Source organism: Helicobacter pylori (genome assembly GCF_014497725.1).
In the GTDB taxonomy this organism is placed as follows: Bacteria; Campylobacterota; Campylobacteria; order Campylobacterales; family Helicobacteraceae; genus Helicobacter; species Helicobacter pylori_DE.
In genome coordinates this window covers 76,166-91,373 of the sequence record NZ_JACTGF010000001.1, presented here as the reverse complement: position 1 = coordinate 91,373, position 15,208 = coordinate 76,166, and the positions used below count along the sequence as shown (strand labels likewise).

Annotated in this window: 7 protein-coding genes and 1 pseudogene; 5 read left to right on the top strand and 3 right to left on the bottom strand. The window is 36.1% G+C overall.

Translation table 11 applies throughout. The annotated features are described in order from the left end of the window. The first annotated feature begins 81 nt into the window (after positions 1 to 81). The 5 genes from recG to H7N69_RS00400 all read left to right on the top strand — a co-directional run bounded on the left by recG (position 82) and on the right by H7N69_RS00400 (position 10,978). Entirely contained in the window at positions 82 to 1,953 is a 1,872-nt protein-coding gene (recG, locus tag H7N69_RS00415) for an ATP-dependent DNA helicase RecG (RefSeq protein WP_187884341.1), read from the top strand. 57 nt (positions 1,954 to 2,010) lie between these two features. After that, positions 2,011 to 3,459, top strand: a complete 1,449-nt coding sequence (locus H7N69_RS00410) for a site-specific DNA-methyltransferase (RefSeq protein ID WP_232260149.1) — start codon at positions 2,011 to 2,013, stop codon at positions 3,457 to 3,459. Further along, the gene (locus H7N69_RS07810; protein ID WP_232260148.1) at positions 3,456 to 4,037 is read left to right on the top strand and encodes a site-specific DNA-methyltransferase; all 582 of its coding nucleotides are present in this window, start codon (positions 3,456 to 3,458) and stop codon (positions 4,035 to 4,037) included. Before H7N69_RS00410 ends, H7N69_RS07810 begins: the two co-directional genes overlap by 4 nt. A 2-nt stretch (positions 4,038 to 4,039) precedes the next feature. Continuing rightward, positions 4,040 to 6,955, top strand: a complete 2,916-nt coding sequence (locus H7N69_RS00405) for a restriction endonuclease (protein ID WP_187884339.1) — start codon at positions 4,040 to 4,042, stop codon at positions 6,953 to 6,955. Positions 6,956 to 7,060: 105 nt separating this feature from the next. After that, positions 7,061 to 10,978 carry a type IIG restriction enzyme/methyltransferase gene (locus tag H7N69_RS00400; RefSeq protein WP_187884337.1) on the top strand — a complete coding sequence of 1,306 codons (3,918 nt, stop codon included), beginning with the start codon at positions 7,061 to 7,063 and terminating at the stop codon, positions 10,976 to 10,978. A gap of 846 nt (positions 10,979 to 11,824) precedes the next feature. On the opposite strand, the pseudogene H7N69_RS07805 reads toward H7N69_RS00400, so the two are convergent. The 3 genes and pseudogenes from H7N69_RS07805 to H7N69_RS00380 all read right to left on the bottom strand — a co-directional run bounded on the left by H7N69_RS07805 (position 11,825) and on the right by H7N69_RS00380 (position 15,016). After that, positions 11,825 to 12,508, bottom strand: a pseudogene (locus H7N69_RS07805) (CAAX protease). A gap of 56 nt (positions 12,509 to 12,564) precedes the next feature. Next, positions 12,565 to 13,752 carry a transcription termination factor NusA gene (gene nusA, locus H7N69_RS00385; RefSeq protein WP_187884335.1) on the bottom strand — a complete coding sequence of 396 codons (1,188 nt, stop codon included), beginning with the start codon at positions 13,750 to 13,752 and terminating at the stop codon, positions 12,565 to 12,567. 91 nt (positions 13,753 to 13,843) lie between these two features. Further along, positions 13,844 to 15,016, bottom strand: a complete 1,173-nt coding sequence (locus H7N69_RS00380) for an aminotransferase class V-fold PLP-dependent enzyme (protein ID WP_187884333.1) — start codon at positions 15,014 to 15,016, stop codon at positions 13,844 to 13,846. Positions 15,017 to 15,208 lie beyond the last annotated feature (192 nt).

Genomic DNA, 15,208 nt, shown 5'->3' with positions numbered 1-15,208 from the left:
CAATTAAATTTCCTTAAGTCAATGTATAATTTGACTATCTTATCATAAAAATGATTAAGGATTGGCTAGGGTAAGAACAAATTGCAAGAAACAAATGACTTATTAAAAACATTGAATGTGAAATCGCTCTTAGAAGCCATGCTTATTTATACGCCCAAAGGCTATAAAGATTTAAATCTGTTAAAACATTTTGAACTGGGCTTGAGCGGCGTTTTAGAAGTGGATATTTTAGATAAAAGAAACTACGCCAAAGTTTTAAAGATTTTTGCCTATTCCAAACGATTTTACAAAAATTTAGAACTTGTTTTTTTCAATTACAGCGCGTTCCATCACAACCAGTTTAAAACCGGCGAGAGTTTGTTCATTTATGGTAAATTAGAGCAAAGCTCTTTTAATCAAGCTTATATCATTAACACGCCTAAAATCCTTACCGAATTTGGCAAAATTTCTTTAATTTTTAAAAAAGTTAAAAATCATAAAAAAATACAAGAAAATTTACAAAAACTCATTTCATTAGAAAATTTAAAAAAGGAAGGCGTTAAAGAGAATATCGCGCATTTATTGTTAGAAATCTTTTTCCCCACGCCGCATTTTGTCAAGGATTTTGAAACGAATAAAAATTTCCCTTCACAACATTTAAATGCATTAAAATACATTGAAATGCTTTTTTATATGAAAAATTTAGAGCGCAAAAAATTGCAATTCAACGCTAAAATCGCATGCCCTAATAACAGCGACCGCTTGAAAGCGTTTATCGCTTCTTTACCCTTTAAACTCACGCGCGACCAACAAAACGCCATTAAAGAAATCCAAAACGATCTCACTAGCCCCATAGCGTGCAAGCGTTTGATTATAGGCGATGTGGGGTGCGGGAAAACGATGGTGATTTTAGCGAGCATGGTATTAGCCTACCCTAATAAAACCCTTTTAATGGCGCCCACTTCCATTCTCGCTAAACAGCTTTATAACGAAGCCTTAAAATTTTTACCCCCTTATTTTGAAGTGGAATTACTGCTCGGCGGGAGCCATAAAAAGCGATCCAATCATTTGTTTGAAACAATCACGCATGTGGTTATAGGCACGCAAGCGTTGTTGTTTGACAAGCGCGATTTAGATGAATTCGCACTAGTAATCACTGATGAGCAGCACCGATTTGGCACAAAACAGCGCTACCAATTAGAAAAAATGGCAAGCAGTAAGGGTAATAAACCCCATTCCTTGCAATTTTCCGCTACCCCCATTCCTCGCACTCTGGCTTTAGCCAAAAGCGCGTTTGTGAAAACGACCATGATTAGAGAAATCCCTTATCCTAAAGAAATTGAAACCTTGGTTTTGCATAAAAGAGATTTTAAAATAGTGATGGAAAAAATCAGCGAAGAAATCGCTAAAAACCATCAAGTCATTGTCGTTTATCCGCTGGTGAATGAGAGCGAAAAAATCCCGTATTTATCGCTCAGTGAGGGGGCAAGTTTTTGGCAAAAACGCTTTAAAAAGGTTTATACCACTTCAGGGCAGGATAAAAATAAAGAAGAAGTGATTGAAGAATTTAGAGAGTCCGGGAGCATTCTTTTAGCGACCACGCTCATTGAGGTGGGCATTTCTTTACCACGATTGAGCGTGATGGTGATTTTAGCGCCCGAAAGGTTAGGCTTAGCGACTTTGCACCAGTTAAGGGGGCGTGTGTCTCGTAACGGCTTGAAAGGCTATTGTTTTTTATGCACGATTCAAGAAGAAAACGAACGATTAGAAAAGTTTGCTGACGAATTGGACGGCTTTAAAATCGCTGAATTGGATTTAGAATACAGAAAAAGCGGGGATTTACTCCAAGGTGGGGAGCAGAGCGGGAATAGTTTTGAATACATTGACTTAGCCAAAGATGAAAACATTATCGCTGAAGTGAAACAAGATTTTTTAAAAAACGCTAGCGTTTCACATGGAACATTTGAAAATTGAAAATTGAAAATTAAGGCGGAATTGGGTAATTTAAATCATTTAAAATAAAGGATAGCAATGCAAAATAAAGAAATTAGTGAAGAAAAAAGCGTTAATGAAAAAAATTTAGAGGTTTTCAATCGTTATTTTCCCGGTTGCTTGAGTATAGAAAATGACAACCAACTCACGCTGGATATAAAAAGATTAAAAGCGTTACTCGGGGATTTTAGCGAGATAAAAGAAGAGGGCTATGGGTTGGATTTTGTGGGTAAGAAAATCGCCTTGAATCAAGCTTTTAAGAAAAATCATAAGATTTTAAAGCCCTTAAATGAATCCACGAGCAAGCACATTCTCATCAAGGGCGATAATTTAGACGCTCTCAAAATCTTAAGACAAGGTTATAGTGAAAAAATCAAAATGATTTACATTGATCCGCCTTACAACACTAAAAATGAGAATTTTATCTATGGCGATGATTTCTCGCAATCCAATGAAGAGATTTTAAAAACATTGGATTATTCTAAAGAAAAGCTGGATTATATCAAGAATCTTTTTGGGTCAAAATGCCATAGCGGGTGGCTTAGTTTCATGTATCCTAGATTGTTACTCGCTAAAGATTTGCTCAAACAAGACGGCGTGATTTTCATTAGTATTGACGATAACGAAGCCGCCCAACTCAAACTTTTATGCGATGAGATTTTTGGAGAGGGGAATTTTATAGGGCAAATTGTTCGTGCTACTGGGACTTCAACAGGTCAAGACTCAAATCGGTTTGGTTGCTCATATGATATGTGTTTGTGTTATGCAAAAAATAAAGAAAAGTTTAATTTACAAGGTATTTCATTAAATGATAAAGATATAAAACGCTTTAAATACGATGATAATGATGGAAAAGGGAAATATGCACTCTTACAATTGCGAAAAACGGGTAATAATGATAAAAAAGAAGATAGAGAAAAAATGTTCTATCCTATCACTGCACCAAATGGTAGTAGGGTATTTCCATTAGGACCAAAGAATACTTATCTAAGCTGTTGGAGAGTAGGGTATTCAACTTACAAAAAATGGGAAAAAGAAAATCTGATAGTATGGAAAACAGATGAAAGCGTAGTTGATGTATTGGAAAGTGATGATTTTATAGAAAATGATGAGATAAAGAACGATTTAGATTATTCTACACATGAATATAAAGAGATAGATTTAGAAAAATATAGTTCAAAGTATAAGCCTTATGTAAAGTATTATTTAAAAGGGCGAACTAAGGCTGTTTCTGATTTATGGGTAGATATTGAAGGCAATAAAAAAGGTAGTATTGAGATTAAAAATCTTTTTGAAAAAAATGCTATTTTTTCTAATCCCAAACCCTTAGATTTTCTTAATAGAATTATTGAAATCGCTACCAACGAGGGCGATCTCATCTTAGATTTTTTCGCCGGGAGCGGGACGACCGCGCATGCGGTGTTAGAGAGTAATAAGAGCGATTATCAAAAATTAAGTGAGGGGGGGGGGGTTTATTTAATGGCTTGAACGCCGCATTTAAAGAAAGGCGTTTCATTCTCGTCCAATTAGATGAAAAAATTGATCCCAAGAAAAACAAAAGCGCTTATGATTTTTGTTTGAACACCTTAAATTCCACCTCTCCGAGCATTTTTGACATCACCCAAGAAAGGATTAAAAGAGCGGGGGCTAAAATCAAAGAAGCTTGCCCCAATTTAGATGTGGGGTTTCAAGCGTTTGAAATCATTGATGATGAAACGAACGATAAAAATCTCAATGAAGCCAATCAAAAGGATTTACTCGCTTATTCCAACCCAAAAAAAAAGGAAACTCAAACGATTTTAATCAAGCTTTTAGGTTGCGAGGGTTTGGAGCTTACTACCCCTATAATTTGCTTGATTGAAAACGCCTTGTATCTGGCTTTAAATACGGCTTTCATTGTGGGGGATATAGAAATGAGTGAGATTTTAGAAAACTTGAAAGATAAAGGGGTGGAAAAAATCAGCATGTATATGCCCGCTATCAGTAATGATAGGCTGTGCTTGGAATTGGGCAGTAATTTGTTTGATTTGAAATTAGAGAGCGGCGATTTAAAGATTAGGGGGTAGAGGTGAAAATCAAATTCAAACGATTGGATTATCAAGAAAAATGCTTGAATCAAATTTTAGGGGTGTTTAAGGGGATTGATTTGAGGGAGCCAGAAAATGACGCTCAAAGGATTGCTAACCCTATTTTTGAAACAGAGGCGCTCAAAGGTGTTTTATTAGAAAATATTGAGAATTTACGATCCGAGCAAAAAATAACCCAGGGAAGCGTGGGGATTGAGAAGTCGTTAAACTGCGATATTTTAATGGAAACAGGCACCGGGAAGACCTTTTGCTTTTTGGAATGCGTTTATGCCTTGCACAAAAACTACCATTTGTCAAAATTTATCGTTTTAGTGCCAAGCAACGCCATTAAATTAGGGGTTTTAAAGAGTGTTGAAATCACCAGAGAATTTTTTAAAAGCGAGTATGCTAACACGCATTTAGAAAGCTATGAAGATGCAGAAAGATTCATTTTAGCGAGTAATCATAAATGCTGTGTGTTGGTGATGACTTTTTCCGCTTTTAATAAAGAGAAAAACACTATCAACAAATCATGCCTAGAAAATACGAATCTATTCAATGGCGCAAAAAGCTACATGCAAGCTTTAGCGAGTATGCGCCCCATCGTAATCATGGACGAACCGCACCGATTTTTAGGCGATAAAACAAAAAAATATTTGGAACAATTAAACGCTTTAATCACGCTCAGGTTTGGGGCGACTTTTAAAGATGATTACAATAATCTGATTTACGCGCTAGACAGCAAAAAAGCGTTTGATTGCGCCCTAGTGAAAAGCATTAGCGTGGCGTCTGTGGGGGAGAGTTATGAGTGTTTTTTAGAGCTTAAAGGGATTGAAAAAATACAAAACGAATATGAATCGGCAATCAACTACACGGATTTAGACAATAAAACTCAAAGCGTCAAAGTCAAAGAGCATGATAATTTAGGGGTGGTAACTCAAATCAGCGCTTTAGAAGATTACATTGTAGAAAAAATCACTAAAACTGAGATTCGTTTTCTCAATGGCTTTAATTTGTTGCTGGATCAAAAAGAGCCTTTTTCTCATCTTTTAGAGGGCGAGCAAGAAGTGATGCTGAAAGAAGCGATAAAAAGCCATTTTGAAAGAGAAGAAGGGCTTTTTAAAAAGGGGATTAAAGCCTTGTGCATGGTGTTTATTAGCGGGGTGAATAGCTATTTAAGCGAGAATGAAAAGCCGGCTAAATTAGCCCTTTTATTTGAAAAACTTTACCAACAAGAGCTTGAAGAAGTCTTAAAAAAGCCTTTAGATGAAAATTATAGAGCGTATTTAGAGCGTACCAAAGACGCTATTTACAAAGTGCATGGAGGGTATTTTGCTAAAAGCAAGAAAGAGAGCGACGAAGCCCAAGTGATCGCACTCATTTTAAAAGAAAAAGAAAAATTGCTGAGTTTTGATTCCGATCTCAGGTTTATTTTTTCGCAATGGGCGTTGCAAGAGGGGTGGGATAACCCTAATGTGATGACGATTTGCAAATTAGCCCCTAGCCATTCCAATATCACTAAATTGCAACAAATCGGTAGGGGGCTAAGGCTTGCTGTGAATGATAAGGGTGAGCGCATCACTAAAGAGCATGCTGATTTTGATTTTGTCAATGAATTGGTGGTGATCGTGCCGCAAGTTGAGGGGGATTTTGTGGGAGCGATCCAGCAAGAGATAAGCGAACATAGCTTGATTAAACAAACATTTAGCGCAGAAGAGTTAGAAAAAAGCGGCGTTGTTAAAAAAGGGTATTACGGGGTTTTGTTTGAAACATTAGAGAGTTTGGGTTTTGGAGAAAAAACAGATGATGAAAACTTTAAACTCACTCTCAACCAAAGCGAATTTTTAGAAAAAGAGCCGGAACTAGAAAGATTAAAAGATGAAAAATACCTAGATTTTGAAAAATTAAAAGATTTTTTAAAAGATCGCTTGATTGGTAATTATAGAGTGAGGAACAAAAACGAGCGAAAAACTGAAAAAATCAAAATCAATAAAGAAAATTTTAAAAAATTTGAAACCTTATGGGAAAGTTTGAATCATCAAGCCCGGATCGCTTATGCCATTGATAGCGAGAGCTTGATTGATGAGATTGTTAAAAAGATCGATTCTTCTTTTAAGGTCAGTTCAAAAAGCGTTTCGGTTACGACGCATAAAAAAGTAGAAACGATGGGAAATAACGCCACAACAGAGATTTTTGAGCGAGAAAGCGCATGCGTGTGGAGCTTGCATGAATTTATCAGTGCCTTGTCTAATAAGGTGAAATTGAGTTTTAAAAGCGTGGCTAAAGTGTTGGAAAACATTGATGAAAACAAATTTGATCTAATTAAGAAAAACGAACAAGAGGGCTTAAGGCGGTTAGAAGAGCTGTTTTTGGAAATCATTTATCAAAATATTAAAGATAAAATCTCCTATCAAATGCGCGAAACGACGATTAAAAACAGAAAAAACGATGCGTTTTATGATGAAAAAGGAGAAATTAGAGAGTTTTTAGACGGGAGTTTGGGGGCGGATAAATATGAAATTAAAAATTCAAGCACGCGAGAAAAATGCCTGTATGAAAATTTCATGCAAGTGGATAGCGGGATTGAAAAAGACACGATTGAAGAATCTAACGACACTAAAATCATTGTTTTTGGCAAGCTCCCTAGGGTTAAAATCCCGGTAGGGTTAAATCAAACTTATAGCCCTGATTTTGGGTATGTGGTTGAAAACAACGATAAAAAAGTGTTGTTAGTGGTAGAAACTAAGGGGGTTGAACATGAAAACGAATTGCGCGATGAAGAAAAGCGCAAAATTTCAACCGCTAAGAAATTTTTTGAAGCTTTAAAAAAGCAAGGCGTGAATATTGAATACAAAACCAAGCTGAATGATGATCAATTAAGCGCGTTGATCAATGAAGTCTTAAATCGTAAAGATTAGAGTTACTTTAATGTTTCACATGGAACAATTTTAAAGAAAAGCGTTTTATTTAAAATTCATGGTGCTTTTGTTATAATCGTTTTTATCCCATTTCAAAGGCGTTTTATGATTGAGTTCGCTCGCATCCCGCTCAAAGATTTTATTAAAAAATACAATCCCCAAGAACCCAAAAAAGAAATTATAGAAAATTTTGAAAAAGAAATAAACAGCTTATTAGACAACGCAAAAAGAGAAGGTGATGAAGAATTTCAAAAAAATGAAATCAATAAGTTTTTAAAAAATACCTATGACTATGACTGCAATACTAATAAAAAAGTGGATAGCGCGATCTATGTGGATAAAGAAGCTTGGGTGCTTATTGAAGCCAAAGCCCTAAACAATAGGAACGAATTCCCCAAAGACAGAGAAAACCCGCTCAGTAAAGCCTTTTGTCAAATGGTTTTTTATTTTTTAAAAGAGATAGAAAACAACAACTCCCTAAAACACGCCATTATTTGCAACGCGCATGAATTTTTCCTCTTTGATTGTAAGGATTTGCTCTTTTTAAAAGACGATAAACGCATCAAAAAACTCCATAAAGATTGCACTAAAAAAGAAGGCACAGACTCTAGCACCAAAAAATTCTACAGCGATTTAGAGGAATATTTAAAAAAGGATTTTGAAGGCGAACTCCGCTACACTCACTTTAATTTGAGCGATGATTTTAAAGAATTTCCTTTGATTTATCAAGTTTTAAGCCAAGAAGTCCTTTTAAAACAAAAGAAAACCCTTGACGCTAACACGCTTAACAAAGATTTTTATGAAGAATTGCTCTATATTTTAGGGTTAGAAGAGCAAAATGACAAAGGGAAAATTTTAATCAAGCCCAGCCGCACCCAAAACTCCCTAAGTTATGCCCTAAAAGAGCAATACAAAAATTTAGATGATGAAGAAGTCATGGCGTTACTCATCGCTTGGAATAACCGCATTTTGTTTTTACGGCTTTTAGAAAGCCTTTTGATTTCTTTCAAGCATTTTGAAAAATCTTTCTTAACCACAGAAAACTTTAAAGATTTCAACGCCCTAAACACCCTCTTTTTTGAAGTCCTAGCCAAGAAAAACAGCGAGCGCCTCCCAGCCATTAAAGAAAACAAGATTTTAGAAAAAATCCCTTATTTGAATTCCAGTTTGTTTGATCAAACGCCTTTGGAATTAAAGGGGCATGAAATCAAATGGCTTGATAACTATTCTTTAGAGATTTATCCTAAATCCGTTCTCAAAAAACATGAAAATTACCAAAAAGAAAAAAAAGATTTACCCTTGCTAAAATACCTTTTTGAATTTTTGCGCCTTTATGATTTCACCACCACCCCTAAAGACATTAAAGATAACACCAATACCAGCGAAAGCCGTTTGATTAACCCTAGCGTTTTAGGGCTTGTTTTTGAAAAACTCAACGGCTATAAAGAGGGGAGCTTTTATACCCCAAGCTTTATTACAAGCTACATGTGTAAAGAGAGTATCACGCCCATCGTGTTGGATAAATTCAACGCCACTTATCAGTGGGACTGCGAAAATCTAGAAGCGTTGCGAGGAAAAATAGACAGAAATTTTTCAAATCAAAAAGCTAAAGAATACCTAAACACGCTTTTAACCTTACGCATTTGCGATCCGGCGGTGGGGAGCGGGCATTTTCTAGTCTCTGCACTCAATGAAATGGTGTTGATCGCTTACAAGCTAGGGCTTATTGCTTCCTTGTATCGCCATTCTCTCACATTAGAAAACGATGAAATCATCATTCACACGCCAGAGGATAAAGTCTTTAACTACACCATACCGCATAGCGAAAACGACCCCCACCACCAAATCCAAAAAGAACTTTTTGAGCTTAAAAAAGACATCATTGAAAACTGCCTTTTTGGCGTGGATATTAACCCCAATTCATGCGAAATCACCAAGCTCAGGCTATGGATAGAGCTTTTAAAATACAGCTATTATATTTTTGAAGAGGGTAAGAACACCAACAATCTTGAAACCCTCCCCAACATTGACATTAACATCAAGTGCACTAATTCGCTCATTTCTAGGTTTGCCCTCAAAGATAAAGCCTTATTAAAAACCGAAAAAAATAAAAACCTAGAATACTACATCGCTGAATATAAAGAACTCGTTAAAATCTACAAAGACCCTAAAATCTTAGAAAGTATAACGCGCCCCATAAAAGACTCTAACGCTGTTAGAAAATACGCTAAAGAACGCCTTTATCAAGAATTAGCACAAAACCCTAACAAAGATTTTAAAAAGGCTCTCAATGATAGGATAGAGAAAATTAAAGAAGCTTTTAAACTCACTTTAGAACCCCCTCAAAAAGAATTAAAATTTAAAAAATTTTTAAAAGAACATTTAGAACTCTATGGCAAGAGTATCTTAGAGGAGGCAAACGATAACGGCTTAGAATTGGAAGCCCTAGCATTAGAAAAGAAAATGGCGCATGAAGGTCTTTTTCATGATTATACACCCTACCCCAAACTGGACAAAACGGATAAAGTAGTGGGGCTAGAACATTTTAACCGTTATGTCCTAACATCTTATAAGGATTTACAAGATGAAAACGAACGCTACGCTAACGCTCTTGAATGGCGCTTTGAATTCCCTGAAGTTTTAGACGATGAGGGGGATTTTTTAGGTTTTGATTGCATCATAGGCAACCCGCCTTACATCCGCCAAGAACAAATCAAAGATATAAAGCCTTTATTAGAAAAGCAATACCAAGATTTCTACAACAGCACCGCTGACATTTACACCTACTTTTTTGCCCTATCTTACCACCTTTTAAAAGAAAAGGGGTTTAACGCTTTCATCACTTCCAACAAATACGCGCGAGCCAAATACGGCGCTAAATTAAGAGAATTGCTGCTCAAAAAAACCACCATTGTTAGCTACATGGAATTAAACGCCTTAAAAGTCTTTGAGAGCGCCACCGTGGATACCAGTATTATGAGTTTCATCAAACAAGAGCCCCCTAAAGAAAGCCTCTTTAATTATTACGAACCCACCCCAAACGATAAAAACGATTTGAAAAGCGCTCGCCCTTTGCCCATGAGGCAAAACGTGCTTTCAACAGAAAGCTTTATTTTTGCTAACGCCACGCTTTTAGATTTAAGGGATAAAATAGAGAGCGTTGGCACCCCGCTTAAAGATTGGGATATTCAAATCAATTACGGGATAAAAACCGGCGCTAACGAAGCCTTTATCATTACCACTGAAAAAAGAGAAGAGATATTGAACGCTTGCAAGACGCAAGAAGAAAGAAAGCGCACAGAAACGCTCATCAAGCCTATTTTAAGAGGGAAAGACATTAAAAGGTATTCTTATGAGTGGGCGGGGGAGTGGGTTATTTTTATACCTTGGCATTTTCCAAACACCGGTAGTCCAAAAGACATGGAACAAAATGAAAAAGATTTTTCTATCCATTATCCTATTATCTATGCTCATTTGCTTTCACATAAAGATGAACTTTTAAAACGCAATAAAGATGAAACCGGAAAGAGATATGAATGGTATTGCTTGCAAAGATGGGCGGCAAGCTATTATCAAGATTTTGAAAAAGAGAAAATTGTGTATGGCGAGATCGTGCAAGAGCCACGATTTTATTTGGATAATGGAGAGTGTGAATTAGGGGTTTTTTATGCAGAAGCCACGAGCTTCATTCTCACAGGAGAGCATTTGCGCTATCTTTTAGGAATGTTACATTCTAAATTGATCACTTTTGCTTTCAAAACTTTCTATGCTGGCGGAGGACTAGGCGAGAGCGGCTATCGCTATAAAAAGGCTTTTATAGAACGGCTACCCATTCCACAAATCACCAAATCAAACAAGCCTACAGCCGATAAAATCATCGCTTTAGTGGATAAAATCCTACAATCAAAAGCAAAAGACCCCAAAGCCAACACTCAAAAGTTAGAAAAAGAAATTGACGCCTTAGTCTATCAGCTCTACAACCTCACCGATGAAGAAATCAAAACCATTGAAAACGGGCAGTGAATAAAAAACGCTTGTTCTTTGTCTAAGAAACACCCCCCTTTAAAAAAGGGGGACTCTTGAAAAACTATCGTTTGATTTTTAATTCCAAACAAAACCCTAAAAAACTGATTTTTAGGTATAATGTCTCCCAAGAGTATTTACTATGATTTTTTCTCATAGAAGTCTCCTAGACAAACTTTACCCCCTAATCTCTAGCGAAAAACTAGGGGGTGAGCGTTATTTTATCCTAATCTCACAAAAACGATTTTTATAAAAGCTACAAATCACTAATTTAAAATCATATTAAAAAACTTCACAAGAAATAAAAACGATTCACCTTAAAGGAAACCCCTTAAATAGGGGAAACCTTTAGTTTTAATGGGTTTTTTTAACAACGATTTTAACCCTATACTTAAAAAAAAAGGTATTTTTAAGTATAATACAACCAAAGGCTTTTTACCATGTTTTTTGGACATAGTAATCCTTTGAAGGTGATTTACCCCCTAATCTCTAGCAAAAAACTAGGGGGTTAGCGTTATTTTATCCTAACCCTTAAAACAAGCAAAAACAATCAAGTGTGATTTAAAGATTAAAAAGCTTTTTCTAACGCATGGCTTTGGACTAAAACCATAAATAGTAGGGATCGTGATGTTTAAAGCAAACGCCTTAAAAACTAAAAAATACCATAAAATTGCTTTTAAATCTATATAGTGGAAAAAAGACTTATTTTGGTTATAAAAAATGGCTCTTGTGCTAAAAGGATTGTTAAAAGATGAAAAAAGCGATTAGGTTTTTAAGAAATTTGATTTATTTTGATTTTTGGGTTATAATGCTTCTACATTATAAGGGCTTCAGTAGCCCACTTTTTTACAAACTACTTAAGTCTTCAAAATCTTTATTCTCAATGCTTTTAATCAAATCATCTAAAAATAGAGTGATTTTGTTAGGTTCAATACCAATCACTAAAATTCTGTCCATTGGAATGTTTTCTGTTTTTCCATTGAATGGTGTGGCTATTCGTGGGCGGTTGTTCGGTTGGATTTTGAGTAAATTTTCCCAATGATACGCGCGATTTCTAATCGTCCATAGCAAGTTTAACGCTATATGGGCTTTAATATAATTGTAAAGAAGGCGTTTTTTGCTTTTAATAAGCAAGGTATCTTTATTTTCGTGATAATAAGCTCTCAAACGATACGCTCTCAAATCTAGCACAACCCCCTCTAACTTATAACAAAAAATAAGCCTAATCACTGCCCCTAAAGACATTTTAGATAAGATTAAAGAATGCGTGATTTCTTTTTTCTTTTCTTTTTGATCGTTAATTAAATCTGTTAAAGAATTTTCATTAAACACCTATTCGCTCCCTTTCATTTGAGTCAAGCAATAGTCTAAAGCGTTGCGTAAATAAATTTCTAAGTTAGAGATTTTAGGCGTGATAAAAGCAATGAGTTTTAAATTTTCTTTATATTGCTCTAGGCTGTCATAAGCATCTAATCTTTCTTTAGATAGAATGAGCGTAATATCATTTTTAAAATGTTTTAAATCTTGCATAGTATTTTCTTAAAGCCCTTTTGATTAAGGACTCAATAAGTTTCACAGAAATCATTTCAATTCTTAAACAAAGACTCTAAAGCTTCTACCCCCACTTTTGGCGTTTCTTTTTCGCTTTCATTTTCTGCGTTTTCTTTCACGCTAGGAATGGTTTCAAACTCTATGTGATAGCCTGTAAGCATGGACGCTAAGCACACATTCACCCCGCCTTTACCGATAGCCTTAGATTTTTCAATGTCCAATAAACGCACTTTAGCCTTTTGCAAATGGTTATTGACAATGAAACGCTCTTGAACGGATTCTTTTTCTTCAGCATTCAATTCTTCTATGGGGATTTTTTTAATTTCAACGCTTAAAATTTTGGCTGGAGCGAGCGCGAGAGTGATATAAATTTCAGGCACATTAGAATACTCTATGCAATCAATGTTTTCTTTATTCAATTCGTTACTGATCGCATTAATGCGCACGCCCTTAACCCCCACCGCCGCGCCTATGGGATCAATCCTAGCGTTATGGGAAAAAAAGCTCACTTTCGCTCTGTTACCTGGGATTCGCACGCAATGGATGATTTCAATTTCTTTATCTTTAATTTCAGGGACTTCTAATTCCAACAAGGCTTCAAGCATTTTAGGGGTGGTGCGGCTCAGCTCTAACAATAAGCCTTTTTTCGTGCGTTTGACTTGCGTTAAAACCGCCTTGATGCTATCGCCTATTTTAAAACTCTCGCCCTTGATGCGATGGCGCATGGAAAGAACGCCCTGAAATTGCTGCTCAATCTCAATAAAGGTGTTTTGATTGTGATCCACTAAAATCACTTGCCCCATTAAAACGCTGTTAAGACGCTTTTGAAACGCTTCAAAGTGGCTGTCTTCTAACGCTTTTTCTAACTGGTATTGCAAATCTTTAAAAAGGCGGTTGATCGCTCCTTGCTTCATACTCTCCAAACTCAAGCTGTAAGACAATTCGTCTTTAATTTTAACGCTTGGATCCATTTCTTTGGCTTTAGACAGGCTGATGTATTTAGAAGGATCGTTAATCAACCTTTCATCATCATCTTCTAAAACTTCCACCAACTGGATAAGCTGGAGCTGCTTGTTTTCTTCAACCACCAAGTAGCACGCTAGGGGGTCTAACTCGTTTTGCGCCATTTTTAACAAACAGCCTTGAATCACTTTTGAAATCATCTCTTTAGGCAAATTTTTTTCATACGCAATGCATTCTATAAGATCGCTGATTTTTTCCATTCTTGAGTTCCTTTAAATTGATGTTCTATCATTCTCTGTCATTTTATGGGGGAGATGGCGTTTTTGAAAGAGATTTTATTATAGCGAATTTTTAAGCCTTGTTGAGGATTTCTTTTAAAACCAGAGCGATTTTTTCCAAATCTTTTTCATTCAAGCTAAAGACTTCAAAGCACACAAATGCGCATGAAATTCTTGTAATAACGCCTTTTTGAAAAAGCCTTAAATAAAGTTTCTCGCAATCTAAATTCTGGGTGTTTTTGGGCTGGACTTTCACGCAAAAGGATTCCAATTCTCTATTGGGCAAATCCCCTATTTTAGAAAAGCTAGAGGCTATGCTCACATTCAATTCTAAAGGCTTTAAAAGGGCGTAGAGTTTCAAGGCTTTTTGCAATAAGGCGTCTTTAGTTTGGTTCAGTAGCGCATGGATTGTGATTTCTTCTTGATGATTGACCCATGCTTTTAGGCTGCAAAAAAGCAAGGTGAGCGTGATTTTATCCACCCTCAAAGTTCTATAAAGGGGGTGGTTTTTTAATATTCCAACCCATTCTTTTTGCCCCATAATAATGCCGGCTTGCGTGCTGTTAAAGCACTTATCCGCACTAAAGCTTAAAAGCGATGGTTTTAGAGCTAAAACCTCTTCTAAAGCCGTTTTATCCAACAAATCCACATCCCCTAAATTGTAATAATCAATCAAATCATGCTCTTTAGCCAGGGCTTGCAAATCTTTAAAGGGCGTGTCTTTTTTGAAAGTGGGGTTGTGGGTTTTAAAGAGCATTTTGCTGTTTTCATTCAAGGCTAAGCGGTAATCCCTTAAATAAGCGCGATTAATATTCCCCACTAAATGCAGCCTAGCCCCACTACTCAATAAAATATCTTTAAGGTTAAAATCCCCCCCCACTAATTCGCCATAAGAAACAATGATTTCTTTTTCTTGCACTAAAGCGTTAGCGATGAGGAATACCGCGCTGGTGTTGTTATTCACGATCAAAATTTCTTCAGCGTTAAAGCACGCCTTAAAAAGCTGTTTTAAAGGGGTTAAGCGGTTCTTTTTTTTAGCGGTGTTGAGATCGCATTCTAAATCAATAGGTTGGGTTAAAACTTCTTTTAAATAAGGTTCAATTTTTTCATAAAATTGCGGGCTAAAAAACGATCGCCCATGGTTTTCATCAAAAACGCTTACGCTCGCGTTGATGATTTTTTGATAAGGGCTTTTCAAAAGATCCGGGGTTATTTCGGGCGTTTCTTTAGTCGTGATGTTAGCCATGATGAAAGCGTTTGATTCCTTTTTTGAGAGCTAAAATAAAGCGTTATTTTAAACTAAACCCGCTAAATTTTTGATAAAACTACTTTTTTAAAATCCTTAAGAGCGTCTTAATGAGTTTGTTGAGCGAGCGGAACTTTTTCCATAGAGTTTGGCGGTTTCTATAGGGCTTTTTCATGTTTGTTCCCATGTTTA